22 protein-coding genes and 1 pseudogene are annotated in these 23196 nt (G+C 34.8%); all 23 read right to left on the minus strand.

Annotated elements, in window-relative coordinates:
- A pseudogene (locus tag B5D12_RS06165) lies at nucleotides 1-251 on the minus strand (ISLre2 family transposase); the annotation flags it as partial.
- Between the two features lie 101 nt (nucleotides 252-352).
- Complete coding sequence (gene cdd / locus B5D12_RS06170) at nucleotides 353-754, minus strand: cytidine deaminase (RefSeq protein ID WP_071409271.1); 402 nt, start codon at nucleotides 752-754, stop codon at nucleotides 353-355.
- 9 nt (nucleotides 755-763) lie between these two features.
- Complete coding sequence (locus B5D12_RS06175) at nucleotides 764-1033, minus strand: hypothetical protein (protein WP_071409272.1); 270 nt, start codon at nucleotides 1031-1033, stop codon at nucleotides 764-766.
- A gap of 241 nt (nucleotides 1034-1274) precedes the next feature.
- Nucleotides 1275-2213 carry a LysM peptidoglycan-binding domain-containing protein gene (locus B5D12_RS06180; RefSeq protein WP_078756001.1) on the minus strand — a complete coding sequence of 313 codons (939 nt, stop codon included), beginning with the start codon at nucleotides 2211-2213 and terminating at the stop codon, nucleotides 1275-1277.
- A gap of 255 nt (nucleotides 2214-2468) precedes the next feature.
- On the minus strand, nucleotides 2469-5252 hold the full coding sequence (ileS, locus tag B5D12_RS06185) for an isoleucine--tRNA ligase (RefSeq protein ID WP_078756002.1): 2784 nt from the start codon (nucleotides 5250-5252) through the stop codon (nucleotides 2469-2471).
- A gap of 247 nt (nucleotides 5253-5499) precedes the next feature.
- A complete protein-coding gene (locus B5D12_RS06190) occupies nucleotides 5500-6309 on the minus strand; it encodes a DivIVA domain-containing protein (protein ID WP_078756003.1) in 810 nt (269 codons plus the stop codon).
- 143 nt (nucleotides 6310-6452) lie between these two features.
- Nucleotides 6453-7235 (minus strand): YlmH family RNA-binding protein, encoded by a 783-nt coding sequence (locus B5D12_RS06195; protein WP_078756004.1) that lies wholly within the window; start codon nucleotides 7233-7235, stop codon nucleotides 6453-6455.
- A gap of 21 nt (nucleotides 7236-7256) precedes the next feature.
- Nucleotides 7257-7523, minus strand: a complete 267-nt coding sequence (locus B5D12_RS06200) for a YggT family protein (RefSeq protein ID WP_078756005.1) — start codon at nucleotides 7521-7523, stop codon at nucleotides 7257-7259.
- Between the two features lie 477 nt (nucleotides 7524-8000).
- Nucleotides 8001-9326 (minus strand): cell division protein FtsZ, encoded by a 1326-nt coding sequence (gene ftsZ, locus B5D12_RS06205; RefSeq protein WP_078756006.1) that lies wholly within the window; start codon nucleotides 9324-9326, stop codon nucleotides 8001-8003.
- A gap of 24 nt (nucleotides 9327-9350) precedes the next feature.
- Complete coding sequence (ftsA, locus tag B5D12_RS06210; protein ID WP_078756007.1) at nucleotides 9351-10811, minus strand: cell division protein FtsA; 1461 nt, start codon at nucleotides 10809-10811, stop codon at nucleotides 9351-9353.
- 133 nt (nucleotides 10812-10944) lie between these two features.
- On the minus strand, nucleotides 10945-11835 hold the full coding sequence (locus B5D12_RS06215; protein WP_078756008.1) for a cell division protein FtsQ/DivIB: 891 nt from the start codon (nucleotides 11833-11835) through the stop codon (nucleotides 10945-10947).
- 41 nt (nucleotides 11836-11876) lie between these two features.
- Nucleotides 11877-13232: a UDP-N-acetylmuramoyl-L-alanine--D-glutamate ligase gene (gene murD / locus B5D12_RS06220; protein WP_078756009.1), complete on the minus strand. Its 1356-nt coding sequence runs from the start codon at nucleotides 13230-13232 to the stop codon at nucleotides 11877-11879.
- A gap of 21 nt (nucleotides 13233-13253) precedes the next feature.
- Nucleotides 13254-14207, minus strand: a complete 954-nt coding sequence (mraY, locus tag B5D12_RS06225; protein WP_078756010.1) for a phospho-N-acetylmuramoyl-pentapeptide-transferase — start codon at nucleotides 14205-14207, stop codon at nucleotides 13254-13256.
- A gap of 18 nt (nucleotides 14208-14225) precedes the next feature.
- Nucleotides 14226-15716, minus strand: a complete 1491-nt coding sequence (locus B5D12_RS06230; protein WP_078756011.1) for a UDP-N-acetylmuramoyl-L-alanyl-D-glutamate--2,6-diaminopimelate ligase — start codon at nucleotides 15714-15716, stop codon at nucleotides 14226-14228.
- 16 nt (nucleotides 15717-15732) lie between these two features.
- A complete protein-coding gene (locus tag B5D12_RS06235; protein WP_078756012.1) occupies nucleotides 15733-17436 on the minus strand; it encodes a peptidoglycan D,D-transpeptidase FtsI family protein in 1704 nt (567 codons plus the stop codon).
- A 2-nt stretch (nucleotides 17437-17438) separates the two neighbouring features.
- A complete protein-coding gene (locus B5D12_RS06240) occupies nucleotides 17439-17810 on the minus strand; it encodes a hypothetical protein (protein WP_078756013.1) in 372 nt (123 codons plus the stop codon).
- Nucleotides 17811-17857: 47 nt separating this feature from the next.
- A complete protein-coding gene (gene rsmH, locus B5D12_RS06245; protein ID WP_200803005.1) occupies nucleotides 17858-18805 on the minus strand; it encodes a 16S rRNA (cytosine(1402)-N(4))-methyltransferase RsmH in 948 nt (315 codons plus the stop codon).
- A 14-nt stretch (nucleotides 18806-18819) separates the two neighbouring features.
- Entirely contained in the window at nucleotides 18820-19251 is a 432-nt protein-coding gene (gene mraZ / locus B5D12_RS06250) for a division/cell wall cluster transcriptional repressor MraZ (RefSeq protein WP_066125391.1), read from the minus strand.
- Nucleotides 19252-19473: 222 nt separating this feature from the next.
- Nucleotides 19474-19851, minus strand: coding sequence for a hypothetical protein (locus B5D12_RS06255; protein ID WP_078756015.1), 378 nt, complete (start codon nucleotides 19849-19851; stop codon nucleotides 19474-19476).
- A 79-nt stretch (nucleotides 19852-19930) separates the two neighbouring features.
- Nucleotides 19931-20128: a DNA-directed RNA polymerase subunit beta gene (locus B5D12_RS06260; protein ID WP_078756016.1), complete on the minus strand. Its 198-nt coding sequence runs from the start codon at nucleotides 20126-20128 to the stop codon at nucleotides 19931-19933.
- Between the two features lie 16 nt (nucleotides 20129-20144).
- Nucleotides 20145-21209: a rod shape-determining protein gene (mreB, locus tag B5D12_RS06265; RefSeq protein ID WP_078756017.1), complete on the minus strand. Its 1065-nt coding sequence runs from the start codon at nucleotides 21207-21209 to the stop codon at nucleotides 20145-20147.
- A 22-nt stretch (nucleotides 21210-21231) separates the two neighbouring features.
- On the minus strand, nucleotides 21232-22533 hold the full coding sequence (gene murA, locus B5D12_RS06270) for a UDP-N-acetylglucosamine 1-carboxyvinyltransferase (RefSeq protein ID WP_078756018.1): 1302 nt from the start codon (nucleotides 22531-22533) through the stop codon (nucleotides 21232-21234).
- A gap of 62 nt (nucleotides 22534-22595) precedes the next feature.
- Nucleotides 22596-22826: a DUF1146 family protein gene (locus tag B5D12_RS06275; RefSeq protein WP_078756019.1), complete on the minus strand. Its 231-nt coding sequence runs from the start codon at nucleotides 22824-22826 to the stop codon at nucleotides 22596-22598.
- Between the last annotated feature and the right edge of the window lie 370 nt (nucleotides 22827-23196).

A 23196-nucleotide genomic window follows, 5' to 3' on the forward strand; every position in this document is an offset into this window, starting at 1 on the left:
ATCAGTGTGGAGATTGTTTTTTCATCATTGCTACGATGAACGCTATATCTTGCTTTTCTTCCAGGACTTTCAAAGAGTGATTCCTCAATTGTTGTACAGAGATCTTCTCCTAAATCGACTGAGAGTTGACGCATCGTATCGCTAATGGTTTGGATGCATGTTGAAAAGTCTACTCCACCTTGAATCGCTTGATTATATAAATCTGCCATCATTTCATTAATTTCTTGCATAATTTGTGTTATAATACTCATGGATAATCCTCTACCTTTCTGTGTGTTTTTACCTACTTACAGTATAGCAGAGGATTATCTTTTTTGCTTTTAGCTGACCAACAATTATTTTACACTAAGCTTTACATATCTAATTTTTCGAAAGCAAATGGCACTAATTCTTTTACCGAAGTTGTTAAAATGTCACCATTATTTCTTGTTAAATAAACTGGCGTATCTGGATCACAAAATTCAACCATTACTTGACGACAAATACTACATGGTGGAAGAAAATCTTCGGTATCACCACTGACAGCGATCGCTGCTATTGACTTAGGTCGGTAACCCTTCGTCGCAGCAGTAAATATCGCTGAACGTTCAGCACAGTTCGTAACACCAAATGAGACATTTTCAACGTTCACACCTTCTATAATGGTGCCATCTTTCATTTCCATTGCGCATCCTACAGGAAAATGTGAATAAGGAATATAAGCATTTTTTTGTACTGCTCTTGATAATTTAATTAATTCTTCTTTAGTTGCCATCTTAACACCTCATGTTCCTTTGTAATAATCAATTAATGCCGCTTCATCAAAAATTAAGGTTGCATCTTCCGTTACTAAAACGGGAATACCTACTTGATTCATTTCTTTTTTTTCCAAAAATTCTTCACGAGTATCTCGTAAACTTAAAAATCTTTTCAAATTCGGCATTGTTTCGGTAATATTAACCGCCTCATATTCGATTTGATAAGGTTCTAATAGTTTAATAAAAGGATCGGTATCAGGACAAACAGAACTAAAAAATAAAATAGGTTTACTCATAAACTTCATCCTCTCAATGGGGGTATTAATCTTATTATAAACGATTTTATGTAAAATGTCAGTTGAGTTTCATCAATTCATTAAATTTAAATGCACCATTATTCCGATTAAAAACGATTAAAAAAAGACAATATAAATAAATCCACCTCATTCCATTTGTAATAGATGAAATGAGATGGAAATAACGAAGCTAAGTTAGCATAACAATCGAACGATAAATGCTTCACTTATAGTTTAACTACTATTTAATAGTTAATTTTTGACCAATTTGTAAGAAATCACTCGTTAAATTATTTAATTGTTTAATTTTAGCAACTGTTGTACCATGAGCTTGTGCAATAGTCCATAATGAATCACCTTTGACAACAGTGTATTGTTTAGATGGTTCTTCTGGTGCAGCGGTTCCTGCTAATTTTAATTTTTGGCCAATTTGTAAGAAATCACTGGTTAAGTTATTCCATTGTTTGATTTGCGCTACCGTTACGCCATGTGCATTGGCAATCTTCCATAATGAATCACCCGCTACGACGGTATACACTGTACTTGGTTCAGATGGCTCTTCTGGTGTTTCTGGTGCAGTAGTGCCTGTTAATTTTAATTTTTGGCCAATTTGTAAGAAATCACTGGTTAAGTTATTCCATTGTTTGATTTGCGCTACCGTTACGCCATGTGCATTGGCAATCTTCCATAATGAATCACCCGCTACGACGGTATAAACGGTACTTGGTTCAGATGGTTCTTCTGGTGTTTCTGGTGTTTCTGGTGCAGTAGTGCCTGTTAATTCTAATTTTTGGCCAATTTGTAAGAAATCACTGGTTAAATTATTCCATTGCTTAATTTGCGCTACCGTTACGCCATGTGCATTGGCAATTTTCCATAATGAATCGCCTGCTACGACGATATACACTGTACCTGGTTCAGATGGTTCTTCTGGTGTTTCTGGTGTTTCTGGTGTTGTAGCAGAAACAGTTAACTTTTGCCCAATTTGTAAGAAGTCACTAGTTAAATTATTCCACTGTTTTAATTCAGCTACTGTCACACCATTTGCTTTGGCAACTTTCCATAGAGTATCGCCAGCAACAACTGAATATTGAGTTGCTTGAGCTTCAATCATTAAAGGTGATACAGAAAATCCTAAAGTGGCAATTGATACTAATAAAGTGCGTTTAAATTTTTTCATTGTTAACTCCCCTTTTTTTGTAACATTTGTAACGCTTTTGTTACATTAAAGATAACACTCTCATAAAAATTAGTCAAGCGCTTCAATCAGAATTCAAAAATTTTTCAAAAAATTTTCATAAATAATAAAAGTACCTAGTGAGAGTTCAAAAAACACTCACAGGTACTTAATAAAATACTGTTATATCAATAATAATTTAGAATCAAGATAACTTTTTCAGTAAAATCTAAATTAGTTTCATACATTTAATTTATACTAGTCTTCTTTTTCCGAAAAATATTCTGGAAAATGATTTGTTACAATCTCGTTACAACGATAACATAATTCCTCAGCTCCAGCAATTGTTCCTACTTCCTCTCGGATTGCGCGACATCTTTCACATACATGTCCCGGTGCATGAGTAACTGAAACTTTAAAATGATCAAATTCATGGGCACTTGCTGCGGCTTCATTAATAACTTTTAAATCTAATTTAGATACAATTAATAATTGATCCAATTGATCACTTAAATTAGTCAATACTTGACGCATTTCTTCATCTGTATAAACCGTAACAGCTGCTTCAAAAGATTTTTTAATTGGGTCTTCTTCAACATTTTTCGCTTCTTCTAGAACTTTATTAACAGCATCTTTCATTTCAAAGAATGGCTCCCATTCTTTAATCACTGCTAAATCTTCTGTAATGTCTTTTGTTTTAGGCATATCTTGTAATTGTACAAAGCCTTCAGCTCCAGGTAATTCTTTCCAAGCCTCTTCCATTGTATGTAATAAAATAGGGGTAAGCAATGGAATTAGCCCACTTAAAATGTCATAGATAACAGTTTGCATTGCGCGACGTGCACTGGCATCTGCTGCTTCAATGTATAAGACATCTTTAGCGAAGTCTAGATAAAATGCAGATAAATCTACGGTAATAAAATTGATTACTTTCTTATAAATCGTTGAAAATTCAAATTCATCATAAGCTTTCAATACATCGTGTACCAATACATTATATTTTGCCATTAAATATTGGTCTACTTTACGTAATTCAGATACTCGATCGGTCTCTGGATTAAAGTCACCAATGTTAGATAGCATAAAACGAATCGTATTACGAATTTTACGATAAGATTCTGATACTTGTTTTAAAATATCATGCGAAACACGAACATCATTTTCATAGTCCACACTTGCTACCCACAGACGAATAATGTCAGCTCCTAATGTTTCCATTACTTCTTCAGGTAAAATAACATTACCCAATGATTTACTCATTTTTTGACCCTTACCGTCCATGACGAAACCTTGTGATAATACAGCTTTGTAAGGTGGTACGCCATTTACCGCAATCGAAGTAGTAAAACTTGAGTTAAACCAACCACGATATTGATCTGACCCTTCTAAATATAGGTCTGCTGGGAATGATTGACCTGGTCTTTCTAAGACACTTGCATAAGAAGTTCCTGAATCAAACCATACGTCCATAATATCCATTTCTTTCGTAAACTCACCATTTGGGCTACCTGGGTGAGTAAAGCCTTCAGGTAATAACTCTTTAGCTTCACGTTCAAACCAAATATTAGATCCATTTTCAGCAACTAATTGTGCCACATGTTCAATGACTTGTCCATCAAGAATGGCCTCGCCATTTTCAGCATAGAAAATTGGTAACGGAACGCCCCAGACACGTTGACGTGAAATGACCCAATCGCCACGGTCACGTAACATATTATAAATACGAACTTGACCTGATGGATGATACCAAGTGACATCATTATCAACAGCCGTTAATAAATCTTGACGGAATTTATCAATCGAAGCAAACCATTGTGGGGTCGCACGGAAAATGACTGGCTTTTTAGTACGCCAATCATGTGGATAACTATGAAGCAATTCATCTTGTTGTAATAAGCTGCCATTTTCAGCTAATTGCTCCATCACAAGCTTATTCCCTTTAAGATAGAATACGCCTTCTAAACCTGGTGCTTCATCCGTGAAATGTCCGCGATTATCAATTGGCGATAAAATTTCTAATCCATATTTTTGACCAATTTGGTAGTCATCTTCCCCGTGTCCCGGTGCCGTATGAACTAATCCAGTACCAGCATCCATCGTTACATGATCTCCGACCATTAATAATGATTCGCGGTCATACATCGGATGTTGAGCTGTCATATGGTCGAATTGAATCCCTTCATATTCGGCTACCACTTGGTAATCTTCCCAACCAATTTCTTGGGCAACTTTTTCTAATAACTCTTTCGCTACAATGAATTGACGTTCTGCCACATTAACTGCTACATAAGTGGCATCGGGTTTAACTGAAATCCCTAAGTTTGCCGGAATGGTCCAGGGAGTCGTCGTCCAAATAACAAATTCAGCTTTTTCATCAACTACGCCTTTCGTATCTTTCACTTTGAACGCTACATAAATAGTTGGCGAAGTGACATCTTGATATTCTACTTCAGCTTCTGCTAATGATGACTCACTAGATGGTGACCAATAAATTGGTTTTAACCCTTTGTAAATATAACCTTTTTCGGCCATTTTACCAAAAATACGTAATTGAGCTGCTTCATATTCAGGTTGTAAAGTTAAGTAAGGATGGTCCCACTCTCCTGTTACACCTAAACGTTTAAACGTTTCACGTTGTGCATCTACTTGTTTTAAAGCATATTCCTCACACATTCTTCTAAAGTCAGCAACCGAATATTTTTTACGATCAATGCCTTCATTTTTAGTTAATGCTGATTCAATCGGTAACCCATGCGTATCCCATCCTGGAATATACGGTGCACTAAAACCGTTCATTGATTTATAACGAACAATAAAGTCTTTCGTTACTTTATTTAAAGCATGCCCCATATGAACTTTACCATTGGCATATGGAGGACCATCATGTAAAATATATGACGGTTTGCCTTCATTTTTTAATTGGATCTTGCTATAAATATCTGCTTCTTTCCATTCTTCTTGTAATGATACTTCTTTGACCGGTAAATTTGCACGCATCGCAAAGTTTGTTTTTCCTAAATTTAATGTTTCTTTTAATTTCATTATTATCTCCTTAATCATAATAAAAAATGTCCCTTCAAATAGAAGGGACGTAAAATTACGTGGTACCACCCAGTTTAGTTTCAATAAATTATTGCAACTCACTCTTTCATGATAACGCTATTTAAGCGACAAAAACTACTTTTATTTCATCTTTGTAATTAACAATTGGGGATAATTAAGTGATTAGTGATGCCAAGCTTACACCCTCCTTGACTCGCTGATAATATAATCAAATAATTGTGTCCAATTACTCTTTTGGTAAATCTATACGAATTGTACGACCAAGAACACTTTCAACTGGTTGTTCAGAGTCTTCTCCAGCAACCGGATAGTTATGATGTTCGTCAACTGGATCTGATTCAAAAAAATCATCTTGAACAGGAATATCTTTTCCATCTTCTTCAGAAATTTCAAAATCCATTTGGTCTAATTGACTTCTTTTATCTTCTTTCAATTCATCAGTAGTTTCCACAACTGCTTGAGCGGATTCTACTTCTTGAATTGGTTCAAACTCAGATTCAACTGATAAATCTTCAGATTGATTTCTTAATTCATCACGTAAATGATTGATTGGTGTTTCTATCTCACCTTGCGCTTCTTTAAATAATTCTTGATTGTCTTCTTTATTTAATAATGACAATTGAGCTTCAACCATATTTCTTAGGCGATCTCTAAAATTTAAACTATATTGATGTAAATGTTCAGTTTCACTTACGATGGTTTTAGAACGGTTATTAGCATCTTCTAAGATGCGTTCAGCTTCTCGGTCTGCTTCATATAAAATTAATTCAGCTTCCTTACGAGCGTTTTGTTTTAATCGTTCAGCTGCTTCTTGTGCGACCATAATGGAATTATTTAATGAATCTTGTAACTGTTTGAAATAATTCAATTTATCTTCCATGTCGGCAATCTTCGTCTTCATTTCATTATTACTTTTGGTTAATTTTTCAAATTCAACCACAATAATATCTAAGAAGTCATTGACTTCATCTGAATCATAACCTCTAAATTTAGTGTTAAATTCTTTATGTAAAATCTCAGATGGTGTTAAAGACATCCTCACACTTCCTTTCAAAAGTTGCAATCGATAAAATATACAATTACTATTCTACACTAATTCCATTGAAATTTATAGAGTTTCATGAGAACTTTTATTAAATCATTAAAATTAAAACGTTATCATCGTTCGATAAGGCTTCATTATTTGATTAGCACATTAACCGTTAGACGATAATTATCTTTCTTGGTCACACCATCAATCGATTGTATCCAAAAACGGCCATATTTTCTAAGTGAAACAATATCATTAATTTTCACTTCTGCATCAGAACGAGTCATTGCCATAAAATTCATTTTTACATTACCTTCATTAATTTGATCTTTCGCTCTTTGTCTTGAAAAATTATAAACATTCGAAAGCATCGCATCTAGTCTTAAGGAACTACTGATCACTGTAATGGTTTCCCAAGCTTCATTGGATTCTAAAATTTGTTCCCACTCAATTTCTTCTAAGTGAACACCAACATTACCAATTTTAGTAACATTACTGATTAAATATAATTTAATGGTTTCATCGACTATTACATGCCACGCTTCCCCATCGGTAATAATATCCCCAATGCGTTCGCGATCAATTCCACTACCAATTAAGGTTCCTAATATTTTTCCGTGAGAAATATTAGCAAATTTCACTGGAAATTTGATATTTAATAAACTCAAATTAAAATCATCTTCTTGAAGTTCATGATAAGGCGGAACGATTAGTGCTCGTTTTCGTTCAGCTTTTTCATATCCTCCCCTAAAATAAACTGCTAAACTTTCATTATTTGCTACTAACTGTTTAACAATGAGTGCTTCTCTAGGTGTTAAGAACGGTGTTAAGTAAGCACTATAACGATTTTCAACTATTTGCATCCAACCAAAAACTTGGTCAATAAAGGATTGCTCCTCTTTGCCATAATGTTGATATATGTCCTGATTCACTTTAATCCTCTTTCTAAACGATTATAAAAACAAATTAAGTAAAACGACAATACCTCTTTTAACGAGGTTGAGCGTGAAAATAGCAATAATCACGTTAAAGCTAATACCACCAATTGGTGGAATAAAACTGTCAAAAATATTTAAATATGGTTCTGATAATTTAGAAACCCACTCTTCAATTTTGCTGCCACGTGCATTTGGAAACCAACTTAATAATGCATAAACAACTAATACCATTTGGTAGGCATCAATTAATTTCATTAAATAAACGACTAAATTAAAAATCATATATCTGTTCCCCTCAAATTTTCTTAAAGCTATTCTATCATAAAAATGACTGTTTACCTAATGAATCAGTGACTAATATAAGAAAAACAAAGTAAACATACCCAAATTTTTATATCGACCATTCATGAGGCTGGGCATAAACTTGATAAATTTAGTTAAGATTATTATTCGTTAATTAATAATGCAGTAGTTGAGTGGTCTCAAACAGCGGCTTAAAAAGGTTAGGGATAAAATTGATAAATTCAATCAAGTTAATGTTCATTAATGACGTAATTCGCTCATTATATCTTGACTAATTGAAGCCAGATTCTCACAAAAATCACGTAAAACTACTAGGCCTAGCTTCCTATATTAACAAATTTTTAGCAATAGTCTCAAGGTGAACTTAACGTAATACTCATTTAGCAGAAAACTCGATATATGCAAGACCGGACAGAGAAAATCTGCCCGGTCTACTGAATTACGTTTTAATCTTTATTAGTTACGGTGACGTTTACGGAAAAATGGTGGTGTATCTAATTCGTCGTCTTCGATAATATCATTTTTACGAGTCACTTCGTTGTCATTACGTTGGAACGTACGTTGAGAAACTTCATTTGAAACCTCACGTGTATTTTGTTCACGTTTAATATCCCAATCACTGAATAAATCACGTTCTTCTTTTTGACGAGGGACATTTAATTCAGGTCCACCTTGATTAGATGGTGGATTCGGGGTATTACCTGTTTGTGGTTGATTATAATTGACATTTGCTTCACGTTCAGTACCAATTTGGTTGTAGCCACTTGTTGACGTAAAGGTTGTACGTTGTTGACGTGGATTAATTTTATTGCGTTCAGATTTTTCTTGTTCAATACCAGTCGCAATAACTGTTACTACTACTTCATCACCTAAGTTTTCATTAATTGACGTACCGAAGATAATATTGACATCACCTGATGAAGCATTGGCAACAATTTCACTTGCATCTTGGGCTTCAAATAAGGTTAAGTCTGAACCACCAGTAATATTTAATAAGATTTGCTCTGCACCATCGATTGAAACTTCTAATAATGGTGAAGAAATAGCTTTCTTAGTCGCTTCAGCAGTACGGTTTTCACCGCTTGCTGTACCAATTCCCATTAAAGCCGTACCTTGGTCTTTCATAACAGTTTTAACGTCAGCAAAGTCTAAGTTTACATAACCAGGAGAGGTGATTAAATCTGAAATCCCTTGTACCCCTTGACGTAAAACATTATCTGCTTCACTAAATGCTTCTAACATTGGCGTTTTGCGGTCTACAATTTCTAATAGACGATTATTTGAAATGACAACTAAAGTATCAACACTGTCTTTTAAATTTTTCAAACCTTCAGCAGCATAGCGTCCACGTTTAGGTCCTTCAAAGGTAAATGGTCGTGTCACAACCCCAACAGTTAAAGCGCCTAATTCTTTCGCAATTTTAGCGACAATTGGGGCAGCACCAGTACCAGTACCTCCACCCATGCCGGCAGTAACAAATACTAAGTCCGCACCTTCTAAAACGCTACGGATTTGCTCTTCACTTTCTTCAGCAGCACGTTGACCAATTTCTGGTAATGATCCTGCTCCTAATCCTTTAGTTAATTTTGAACCTAATTGGATTTTAGTTGTTGCTTGTGAACCAGCTAAGGCTTGGGTATCGGTATTCGCAACGATAAATTCAACACCTTGAACATCTTCTACAATCATACGATTGACGGCATTCCCACCTGCTCCACCAACACCAATAACTTTAATTACCGCGCCAGTCTGATTCATTGATGAATCGAAAGATAATTCCATTATAATTTCCTCCTAATTTCATGACTAATCAAAAAATGTATTGAAAAATGCTTTTACTTTTGAAGCAACTGAATTTTCATTGCTTGGTTCTTCATAAACACCTTGGTTAGTTTCCTCTTCATAATATTCATTTTCGATATATCGTTGATTTTCTTGACCATTCGTTTGTTGATATTGATCATAATTTGCACTTGGTCTTTCAGGTCTTGGATTCATTTCAGACATCGGTCTTTGATATTTAGTCGTTTGTCTATTAGGTTGAGCTGGGTAATAGTCATTACTTGCATCGTGATTTTGTTCAGGTTGTTGCGCCGGACGACTATTAGGTCGATAAGTTCCCTGAGCAATCCGATGAACATCATCCAAACCTGCAACATATTCAATAATTCCCATACTAGTAGAAAAGACTGGATTACGCATCCCCATCTGTTCTGGAATATATAGACGTACTTTACTACCAAAGAATTTTTGTGCTAATTCCAAGACACCTGGTAGTGATGCTGCACCTCCGGTAATAACAAAACCACCTGGTAAATCAAGAGCATCTACAGCACCTAAGTCTTCATGGATTGTTTCAAAAATTTGAGCTAAACGCGCTTCAATGATTTCTGCTAAATAACGCTCATCTACACGAACAGGTTCTTTTTTTCCTACTGTCTCAACTGGGAAATATTCTTCATCTGAAGTTTGACTAGCAATTGCATAACCATATTCACGCTTAATCCGCTCAGCACTTTCTAAAGATGTATTCAAAATAATTGAAATATCTTTAGTAACAAAATCGCCACCTTCTTGATCGACAAAAGAATATTTTAATTGATTATCATAAATGATTGAAGCAGAAGTTTGTCCCCCACCCATATCAATAATGACGGTACCAAATTCACGTTCATCTCGACTTAATGCTACTTCCGCAATGGCTTGTGGTTGTAAAACCAATTCTTTAATTACTAAACCTGCTTTTTCAACACAACGTTTAATGTTATGAATAATCGTTCTTGGTCCTGTTAATAAGGTCGCATATAATTCTAAACGAACACCTATCATACCGCGTGGATCACGTATACCGTTAAATCCATCTACCACAAATTCTTCTGGTATAACCGAAATGATTTCTCTTTCTGGTGCCACAGAGCGAACTTTAGCCGCGGTAATAACATTATCCACATCACGATTGGTAATCTCTCTATTTTCATTCGATACAGCAATCATTCCGTGACAAGATTCTAAACCTAATTTATTACTTGGAATGCCCACCGATACTTCTTTAATTTTAACATTAGATTTTTGTTCGGCTAATGTAACAGCCTGTTGAATCGAGTAAACTGTTTCGTCAATATCAACGATCACGCCTCGACTTAAACCTCTAGACTTTACATTACCAACACCAATGATGTTAATTTGTCCATTAATATATTCTGCAACCACAACTTTAATCGATGTGGTGCCGATATCTAAACTCACAAAAATTTCATGATTTCTCATTACAATATGTAACCCCCTTAACGTAGTTTTATGTATTATAGGAGTTGTGTCTACCTCTAATAGCTCTCTACAATTTTAACACAAAATAAATTTATATTGAAGATAAAACTTCAAATAGTACCAGAAATATTTATTAATTATCTAAATTAGCATCAAGTTTAATATTATTATTACCTTCTGTTTCTGGTGTGAAGTAAGCTCCTACTTCTAAATTAACAGTTCCCATTTGGTCTCCAATAATCTTTTTCATGGCAGGATATTTATTAATTTTTTCAGCCACGGTAGAAGCGACGGCTTTGACATACATCCCGTCCTTCATTTTCATCGATAAATGATTTGGACGATTCAGATCCTTCGATAATTCTATAGTATCGATTAAAGCTAAGACATCTGGTTCAACTCTTCTTAAAGCCGTTGCAACTGTCACTAATTTACCTTTTTGTTCAACATTTAAAATTCTTGGTAAATTAAATCGATCCATATTCTCTTGCAAATATTTATTGGATTCCACTAAGATTTCACCATTTTCCAATAAAGGATATAATTCCCCTTCAATTTCTACAATCGCCACAATATGATATTCTGAAACTTTAATATCCATTTTTTTCCAATTAACACGATCGAAAACAACGCCCGAAACAATGGGATTTGATTGAATAATATTCTTTTCGATTTGTTCTCTATTAGCCATGACATTTTTAATCGTATCAAGAGAGCGAATCCCAGAAGAATAAGCAACCATTTCAGATTCTGCAATTTCATTTCCGGAAACGGTTAAATGATTGACTTTATTAAAAGGGGCTAATTGCCACCCGAATGTCCACATAAAAATAAAAATTACGGCCGTCACACTAGCTAATTCAACTCTGCCAGTTGGCAACCCTTTAGTCCAATTAATGGGTGCTTTCTCTGGTTTATTTCTTACAATTCTTTGATTAGATGTTATAACGTCATTTACTTCTGCTTCTAATTGTTCATTAAATTGTCTCACATTATCTAATTCATCTTCCAAAATATTTGGCATTATAACACCTCCTTCAAAAAATCCTAAAAAATGAAGCTCGATTATTGATTGAGAGCAACAATTAATTCATTGAATTGTGCCCCACGTTCTTCAAACGATTGGTACTGATCCCAGCTTGCACAAGCAGGCGATAATAAGACAACATCGCCACTTTCAGCATAAGATTGCGCGGCTTTCGTTGCTTGTTCTAAATTATCCACCATCACAATTTCTTCAATCTGAGCTTGTTCCATCGCTTCTTTCATAATTTCTTTTGATTCACCATATAATATAGCAACTTTGACATTTTCTAAATAGGGTACTAATTCCTCAAAAGTAATGCCACGATCCAGTCCACCACCAATATAGATTGTTGGTTCAGTAAAACTCTTTAATGCTGTAATGGTTGCATCAGGATTGGTCGCTTTAGAGTCATTATAATAACTGATGCCATTATAAATCCCAACAGGTTGGATACGATATTCAACACCTTGATAATTCATAATTGTATCGTGAATAATGTTGTTAGGAACGTTTAATATTTTGGTAATGGCAATAGCAACCAAAATATTCTCAATATTATGCTCACCGGGAATTTGAATATCGTCTTCTTTCATAATTAATTCGCCTTTAAAGTATAAACCACCATTTTCATAATACGCTCCAGTTTGTCGTACTGAATCCGTTAAATTTAATCTAGCAAATGGTACTTTATTAGCAGGTGATTCAACCACATAACCGGCAAGTTCTTTTTGATCTGCATTAAAGATTATAAAGTCATGATTATCTTGGTTTTGAATAAGTCGTAATTTTGCTTTAACATATTCTTCTCTTGTACCATGATAATCTAGGTGAGCGGAGAAGATATTCGTAATGGCAGCAATATGTGGTTTGAATTTATCTGTTCCCATCAATTGAAAACTCGATAGTTCCATTGTTACCACATCATTTTCTTTTACTTTTGGTAAAACTGATAGTGTCGGAATACCAATATTACCTGCTAAATGGGCTTGATACTGACTATTTTGTAAAATATTATTAACTAAAGTTGTAGTGGTTGTTTTGCCGTTACTGCCCGTTATACCAATTAATATTCCCGGATTATACCAATCGAAAATTTCGATATCTGTATAAATAGGAATCTCCTGTGCAATAGCCGCTTGTAATAATTCAATTTGATAAGGAATACCAGGGTTTTTTACAATAAAGTCAAAGTTTTCGTTTAAAAGTGTAACTGGTTGTTTTTTATCAACAACGATAACGCCTTTAGCTTTTAACTCTTCAATCGATGGTTCTTCGCTTAAATCATTTAAATCGTTGATTGTGACATTCGCACCTTGAGAAACTAAAAATTCAGCGGCTCCTCTTCCCGTTCTAGCGTAACCTAAAACCAATACTTTTTTATCTTTTAAATCCATTTTGACACCTTAAATCCTTTTTTATTTGAATATGCTAATATAAATCATTGCGGCAATCATACCAACTAACCAAAAGACATAAACGACTTTCGGTTCAGACCATCCACTCATCTCAAAATGATGGTGAATCGGACTCATTTTAAAAATACGTTTACCTCTTGTTTTGAATGACCATACTTGTAAAATAACACTTGCAGTTTCTACGACAAATACAAAACCTATGATTAATAAACTCCATGGATTATTTAATAAAATCGATATAACTGCTAATCCGGCACCTAAAGCGAGTGATCCAACATCACCCATAAAGATTTTAGCGGGTTTCTTATTATAAATTAAGAATCCTAATAAGGCACCTACCACCACAAAACAAGCTAAGGCAATAGCCTGTGCACCTTGATTAATAGCAATAGCAAAATAAGCACCATAAGCAATAATATTCAGTCCTGTTGCTAGGCCATCTAAACCATCGGTAAGATTAACGGCATTGGAAAATCCATTAATCCAAACACTAGAAAAAATAATTAAGATAATTGGATTGGTAATTTGTGCAAACCCTAAGGGGATGGATATTTTATATTGATGTAAAACGCCAATCAACATAATAACGATTGAAAAGATGATTTGCAAAATGAATTTTTGTTTGGCGGTTAATCCTTCATTTTGCTTTTTGAAGATACTAATAAAATCATCAGCAAAGCCTATTCCTCCAAATAATAAGAAGGTTAAGAGGATCATCCAAACACTACCTTCCAGTAATTTCATTAACCATGCACTGACTAATAAAGTAACTAAGATTGCAAAAACAAATACCGTTCCACCCATGGTAGGTGTTCCCGTTTTAACTTCATGCCACGTTGGACCTTCCTCACGAGTTGTTTGACCGATCTTTTTATAATTAAAATAGCCAATAAAAAATGGCATAATTGAGACAGTAATCGCGAAGCTTACTGCCAATGGTAAAGCTAATTCCATATTTTTTCACCTAATGTCCTATATATTTTTTCTTAAAGTAGCTTTAATTACCTCAACTTCATTATATGGGACATAATCATCCCCAATGACTTGATATAATTCGCCACCTTTACCTGTAAAGACAACCGTATCATGTTCATTTGCATGATTCAATACGAAGGCTATCGCTTCTTCTCTTTTTTCAATAATTGTATAGTCTACTTCATTATGCTGACCAATTATTTCCTGACAAATTTTTTGAACCGGCTCATGGCGTGGATTATCGGCTGTAAAAACGATATAATCTGAATATTTAAAGACAATATCCCCTATTTCAGGACGAGCTCCACTATCTCGATTACCTCCACTATGTCCAATTAAAGTAATTAATCTTCCTTGCTTTTTAGCTGCTAATTCTTTTAAAACATTTTCGATAGCATCTGGTGTATGGGCAAAATCCACTACTACTTTATAGGTTTGTCCTTCATCAACTAATTGCATGCGACCACTCACACCTTCAAACTCACCGCTTACTCGAATAATTTCTTCGGTTGAATAGCCATAATAATATTTCAAACATAAAAAGGCTGCCATATAATTTGCAACATTATAGTCACCTAGCATTTTTAAAGAAACTTGATGTGGACGTTGATTAACCCAGAGCTTAAACTCAGTTTGGTTATCTACTACTTCAATATCTGTAGCATAAACTGTGGCATCCGCGTTACCAATACTATAAGTGGCTACTTCGGCAGCTGTAGCTTGAGCCATCAGCTGACTGTATTCATCATCTAAATTAACAATCGCTAGTTTTGGTCGTCCATTAGCAAATTTTTGACCTAATTGAGCGAATAATAAACTTTTAGCATAAGCATAATGCTCCATCGTATGATGAAAATCTAAATGTTCGCGTGTTAAATTAGTGAAAATCGCACAGTCGACTTCAGTATACCATAATCGACCTAATTGCAAAGCATGTGATGACGCCTCAATAATTGCATCTTGACATCCTTCTACTACCATTTCATTAAATAAACGCTGTAATTCTAAGGCATTTGGAGTAGTGTTGACTGCAGGATAATAATTTTCGTTGACCTTATAGTGCAAAGTTCCTAACAATCCTGTTTTATGCCCTAATCTCGTTAACCAATCACTAATCATTGAACTCGTAGTTGTTTTGCCATTCGTACCCGTAATCGCAGTTATAGCTAATTTTTCGGATGGACGGTGATAAAATTGATTAGCTAAGATCGCTTGTGCACGAAAAGTTGAATCTACTAATATAATCGTTGCATTTAAATTTTGCCATGCTTCACGGTATTCTTCTACCACTACGACATTGGCACCCGCTTCAACAGCTTGTTCGATAGCTTGATGCCCATCAAAATGTTCACCTCGTATCGCCATATAACAACAGTTTGGGATAATTTTGCGTGTATCATTCACTAATAAACTAATCTCTTTATTTGCTAATGGTTCTCCATAAATAGCTTTTAATCGAAGGACCTCGATTAAATCTGTCGCTTTCATGTATTTCCTTCTTTCTTTACTGATTAATATAAATCGATTCAATAAACGGATGGAATGTTTGGGCTAAAATCTGTGAACCAATTAAGCCTTTCTTATCCGTCGGTTGTTTCATATAAAGATACATCATATATTTCGGGTCATCAGCCGGAAAAAAAGCCACTACCGAGTCGGTATAATCATTCGGCCCAGTTAAATAACCGGTACCATCTTCATTGGCAATTTCAGCCGTTCCTGTTTTAGCCGCTACTTTAACGATGTCACTCTTGAATGGTTTTGCCGTCCCATAATCTTTTTCAACGGTATCGACCATTAAGCCTAAGACATGATCAGCAGCTTCTTTTGAAATTGGTTGTCCTAATTCTTGCACTTTATACTGATTATTTTTTTCACCAATACCTTCGATGTATTGAACCTTAACCATTGTACCATGATTTGCAACAGAGGTAAAAGCTTGAAGCAATTGAATCGGTGTTGTTGAAAAAGCTTGGCCAAAACTTGACATATAACGTGATACAGGATTATCAAAACTAAAGGTGCCGTTAATTTCATTGATTAATCCTGAATTAGTTGATTTTCCAAATCCAAATTTAGCAAGTTCGTCAATCCAATTTTCTTCACCAAGACGTTCAATTAAAGTGACCATCGCCGTATTACTTGAACGAGCTAAACCTTCTTCAAAGGTAATATCTCCCCATCCATATAAATTATGATCATTAATTTTAGTATCAAATATTTCTATGGTTCCCGAATGGTACTTTTCATCTGGCTGATATAGGTTATGGTCATAAGCGACACTCATCGTTAATATTTTGATTGTTGATCCCGGTTCATAAGCATCTTCTGTTAAAAAATTACGCCATTCTTTATCGATGCCCTCACGGGTATTTAAATTAAAAGAAGGACGTTGAGCCGCTGCAATTAATTTACCAGTTTTAACTTCTACTAGGTAAGCTCCCATCTCTTTTGGTTGGTAAGTAGTAATAGCGGTATTTAATAAATCCTCTAGTTGATTTTGTAAGCGACTATCGATCGTTAAGTAAAGATCATCACCAGATAAATAATTAAGGTTATTCGCTTCTTCCCATTGTTCTCGGTAGTCTTTCGCACCACTTAACGGTTCATCGTAACTTAATTCAATCCCTAACTGTCCTTTTAATATTTCAGCGTCTTCATAATCATCATTTTCTCCAGCCAGTAAGGGCTTCGCATATCCTATTAAATGGGAAGCAAAAAAGTCATTAATGTACTGACGCGTTGTTTCACTGGCAAAATAGACACCCGGTAAGTTGGCTTCTTCAATTTTCTCTTTTACTTCTTTTGATAAATTACGCCCGGCTTCACCAAATTCAATTTGATTAGCATCCGGATTACGCAATAAAGTTAAAACTTGATCTCGGGTTAAATCAATATTCTCAGATAGTACTTTGGCGGTTAAATCATAATCTTTAACAATTACTTCCTCATCTGCATTTCTTAAAATTGCAAATAAAGAATAAGAAGTAGTATCCATGGCAATCGGTTGATCTTTAGAATCAAAAATCGTCCCTCTTCTTGCTTGTGTAATACTACTTCTTTCATTGGCTATTTCAGTGTAACTAACTAAATCGACGCCATTTACTGATTTTAGAACAGTTAATTGCACAATTCTAGTAATAAATAACACACACATTACTACAGCCGTCATAGCCAAAATAAATATGTTTAGCTTACTACTTTTCATTATTACTCAACTGACCTCACTCTCGATGAATCAATGTTTAAATTTCCTTCTTTAGCTGCTTTTTTAATTATTTCATAATTATATTGGTCACTAATTTTATTGTAAATAGTGTCTGTATGTGTCTGAAGGGTTGAAATCTCTGATTCATAGTTTCTTACTGCGATTTCCGCTTCAGCTGTCTTTTGTTGCATTATTAAATTAAATGCGATTAACACGGTGCAAACTAACATGACTCCCATTAAAACCAAGGCATGGATACGTGTAAAGATAAATACAGATGTCCCTGTTTTACTATTCGATGCGTCAAATGGTTGAGAATAAGTTTGATGATTCATTGTTGGATATTCAGTTGTTTTGCTTATTACTTCCGCCATTTTTATCACCTCATGAAATATCAAATATTAGTTTGATATTTTTTCTCTTATTGTTTTATTCTTTCAATTATTCTTAACTTAGCACTACGAGAACGATTGTTTTCAGATAGTTCTTCCTCACTTGCGACAATAGGTTTACGATTAACTAATGCATAATCAGCACTAGCTATTGTGGGCAACACTGGTAAATTATGTGGTATTTCAGGTGCGGTACTTAATTCTTTAAAAAATTGTTTTACAAATCGATCTTCTAAAGAATGGAAAGTAATGGCGCTAATACGTCCACCTACTTTTAATAATTTAACCGCTTGTTGCATTGAATCTTCTAAGGCTCCTAATTCATCATTTACTGCAATACGGATTGCTTGGAAAGTCCTTTTAGCAGGATGGCCCCCTGTTCTTCTCGTTGCAGCTGGAATTGAAGTTTTGACAATTGCTGCTAATTGCGTCGTCGTCTCAATAGGTGCAATTGAACGTTCTTTTTCAATATTACGTGCAATACGTTTAGCAAATTTTTCCTCTCCATAACGAAAAATTATTTTCATTAATTCTTCAAATGACCACTGATTGACTACTTCGTAAGCAGTCAATGCTGCCTCTTGATTCATTCTCATATCTAAACGTGCTTCTTGATGATAACTAAATCCTCTTTGTGCAACATCTAATTGTGGGGAGGAAACTCCTAAATCATAGTAAACGCCGTCGACTTCAGTTACACCATAAGTCGCTAACGCTTCGGTTATATTTCTAAAATTATTATGAATAAAGATTACTTTACCCTTTTCGACTTCGTCTGCTAATTCTTTTTTCGCATTCTCAATCGCCACTATATCCTGGTCAAAGGCATAAAGTCTTCCATCATCATTTAATTGGGATAGGATATATTTGGCATGTCCAGCCCCACCTAATGTACAGTCAACATAAATGCCATTTGGTTTAATATTTAGACCATCAATTGTCTCTTTTAATAACACTGTATAGTGCTCAAATGACATAATCTCACTCCTAATTAAAATCCAAAATCAAACAAATCTTCTGCAATATTTTCAAATTCATCATCATTCATTTCAGAAAAATTATTCCATTGTTCGCTGCTCCAAATCTCGATACGGTCTGACACGCCGACCACACGGCATTCCTTATCGATTTTTGCGAATTCTATTAAATTTTTCGGTAAATTAACACGTCCTTGACGGTCAAACTCTACTTCAGTGGCAGCTGAATAGAATAAACGCGTAAAAGTACGTGCATCTTTTTTTGACAAAGGTAAATTCTTTAATTTTTCATGGATGGTTTCCCAACTTGACATCGGAAATCCAAATAAGCATCCATCCATTCCACGAGTGATAATAAAACGCTCACCCAAATCTGGTCTGAATTTAGCAGGCATAATGAGTCGCCCTTTTGTGTCAATATTATGTTGATATTCACCAATAAGCACGACCCTTCACCTACTTTCTAATGCTTTGATTATAGTTTACCACAATTCCCCACAACGTACCACTTTTTCCTAAAAATTATCAAAAAAAATACGACTTTTATAAAACAAAGTCGCTAAACATTGATAAAATAAGGTTTATATTCAAATAAAAAAGTGGGGGATTTTCCCATAATAGTGGTAGAATCCCCCATGAAACGTCTATAAATAAAAAAAGGTGGGTGATTATCCCACAAAATAAGTAAAAAATCTTAAAATCACTAAGCCAAGAAAAAAAGCCGATAAATGTTGAAATAATAATTTACTTGCCATTAAATAATAATTTTTAAAGGTAAAGTGATCGATGCGACGCACATAATCATATAATTGCAAACCTAAAATAAAACATGAAAAAAATAAAATAAACGGCACTAAATTATAATCAAAAATTAGCCACCCTAATAAATAAATGGAGGTTACCCATAATGGTATTAAAATGATAGCCATCGTCAGTGGCCACTCTTTAAAAAATTTCAGATACGCTTTGAAATACTTTTGAATTAAATAAACCATTAAAATAGGCGTAATATAAATCATTAGTTCACTTAATGAAAATGGGTACATTCTATCACCTTCTAAAAAAGAGGCAAGGCAAAGTCATCATTTTTTTGCCAAACCTCCGTATCAAAATAATTGTTCAGTGCTATTTTACAAAATTAATAATATGTTGCCAAGTATCACGATTTAATACTTCCCAATAATTACCATCACCTATAAGACAATAACCAACAAACAACCCAATCACTACAAACAAAATAAGTAATAATAGGTAAAGGATTGTTTTTAATATTAATTTCAATGCTTTAATGAGCATCGATTCTGTAAGATAGGTTTCGCTCATAAGAATCATCCTTTTATTATCCAATTAATCGTCTCTTAAGTCGTAAGAACCAACGTTTTAGTTTGTGTTTTTCGGAAACATTTTTTCGTTCTAATTTTCCACTTAAGATTAATTCTAACATGAGGCCAGTGCCAATCGCAACACAACTCATTGGTTGTTCTGCTCTTAAAGCGCTAACTCCTAACTCCTCGGTTAAATATGTATCCAAATGATAAGTCATCGCGCCACCACCGGTTAAAATAATCCCTTTTTCAATGATATCAGCTACCATTTCCGGTTCGGTGTCTTCCAAAATACGTCTCGCTGTACGTGCGATTATTTGTAATTGTGGCCGGATTGCTTCGTAAATATGATTAGAAGTGACATTTAATGATCGTGGTAATCCCGATACTAAATCGCGACCTTTTAAATCATATGTTGCTAATTCCCCTTCTTCAACAGGTAAAGCACTCGCCAACATTTTTTTTACTTCTTCAGCGGAGCGTTCACCAATTAATAAATTATGATGCTCTTTAAAATATTGAACGATTGCTAAATCAAAATCATCCCCTGCGACCTTTAAGGATTCACTATTAACAATTTCCCCTGATGAAATCACTGCGATGTCTGTGGTCCCGCCACCGATATCCATAATCATGTTAGCAGAAACATCCGTTAAATCAATCCCTGCTCCGACAGCAGCAATTTTCGATTCTTCCTCAATAAAAATTCGACCACCAATTGCTCTTTCTGTTGCTTCAACTAGTGACAATTGTTCAATTTCACTTATATTAGAAGGGCAACAGATTAACACATTGGGTTTAGAAAACCAGCGTCGTGCATGAATTTTTTCTAAAAATAAAACTAACATTGCTTCAGCTAAATCAAAATCAGCAATCACACCACCTTTTAAAGGATGTATGATTTCAATTGATTCTGGCGTTCGCCCTATCATTTCATAGGCACGTTTACCAACCTCAATAATTTCATGTGACCGGCTATCCATCGCCACTACTGAAGGTTCATTGACCACAATTCCGCGCCCTTTAAAATGAATTAACACATTTGCAGTACCGAAATCAATTCCTATATCTCTGCTCATATGTTCACCTCATTTTGCCTTCTTAAACAGTTACAGGCTTCGTATTGGTTTGATTCAATGAATGAATATCAACACGTTCTATATTCGCCCCTAAAGCAATTAGTTTTTCATGGAATTTATAATATCCACGATCTAAATATTGTAATTCGGAAACACGGGTTAATCCTTTCGCGGTTAAACCTGCAATAATTAAAGCGGCAGCTGCTCGCAAATCAGTTGCTTTAACGCTAGCCCCTGTTAATTCAGATGGTCCGTACATTACAACAGTTTGTCGATCAACTTTAAATTCTGCACCCATACGACGTAATTCTTCAAAATGCATAAAACGATTCTCAAATACTGTTTCAGTTAAAACTGAACTACCTTCTGCTAATAATTGTGCGATAGTCATTTGAGCTTGCATATCTGTTGGAAAACCAGGGTGTGGTAAAGTTTTTACATCAACCGGTTTTAATTTCTCAGGACCTTGAACACGAATACCGTCTTGATAGTCTTCAATAACAACGCCCATTTCTCTTAATTTACTAATTAATGGACGATTGTGCTCAGCGATTGCTCCTTCAATATAGACATTACCTTTCGTAACAGCTGCCGCTACCATAAAGGTTCCCGCTTCAATTCGATCTGGTACCACGGAATGTTCTGTTCCATGTAATGTTTGCACACCTTCAATACGAATTGTCTCTGTACCAGCTCCGACGACGTGGGCACCCATTTTATTTAAAAAATTCGCTAAATCAACAATCTCTGGTTCACGGGCCACGTTTTCAATGATAGTAGTCCCTTCGGCATAAACAGCTGCCATCATAATGTTTTCAGTCGCTCCGACACTTGGAAAATCTAAATATATACGCGCTCCAACTAATTTATCCGCTGTTGCTTCAACATATCCGGCAGCACGCGTAATCTTCGCGCCTAAAGCTTCAAATCCTTTTAAATGTAAATCAATCGGTCTTGACCCAATTGCACAACCACCTGGCATTGCAACACGAGCATGACCAAATCGTGCTAATAATGGTCCCATTACAACAATAGAAGCGCGCATTTTACTAACAAAATCATAGTCAGCCGTTGTTAGGATATCACCTGTTGCATCTAAAACCATTGTATTGTTCTCTGTATCAAATTTATTTTTTACATTAATATTGTTCAATAATTCATTAATTGTATAGACATCTGATAGAACTGGAACATTTGACAAGTATGTCTTACCCTCTTCAACCAAAATAGAAGCAGCTAAAATGGGTAATACGGCATTTTTCGCTCCTTCAACCTTAACAGATCCCTCTAAGCGATTACCGCCTTGTACTAAAATTTCTTCCATATTCAATTTATTCCCCTTTTGTTTTACCTTATCGTTTTGGAGCGAACGATAAGTCGATTTAATTATAGGAATATGCTGTATAAAATACTACGCAATAATTCCATGATCGTAATAACAAACGAGCCAGTAAGATGTCCCAGTGCGATGCTTGCTAAAACACAAACATACTGAGCATAAACATAATTTCTTTTGGAAAATAATTTACGCCAATCGATTTTTTCTAAAATCATATAAGACATCATGACGAATAAAAATCTTACAAGCAGTACTGCCATACCATTAGCTGTTGTCATTTTATTCTCACCCCTCGTTTCTTTTCTATCATAGCATAAAATAAATTTAAATACACCCAAAAGTTATTTTGTAATCAAAATTTTTAAAAGTAATCTTGTTGTAAATTAGTCAATCTCCTTGTTTCATTTGCAATAAAAGCGCGAGAATAAGCTTTTTGACATTAATAAATGGGAGTGACTAAGAAAATAACAGCTAATTTTTGCTTACTCTACCCAGTCCCTCTATACTTTTTGTTAGACAGCAAGTAGAATCAGCATTCATTTGCTAACATTCAACCTACTTCCAATAACTAAATAAGTCATTGGTAAAAATTTTGTTTCTCCATTCTACTTCCAATATCTACAAAGTCATTAGCAAAAATTTTGTTTC

This window comes from Globicatella sulfidifaciens DSM 15739, assembly GCF_900167405.1.
Lineage (GTDB): Bacteria > Bacillota > Bacilli > Lactobacillales > Aerococcaceae > Globicatella > Globicatella sulfidifaciens.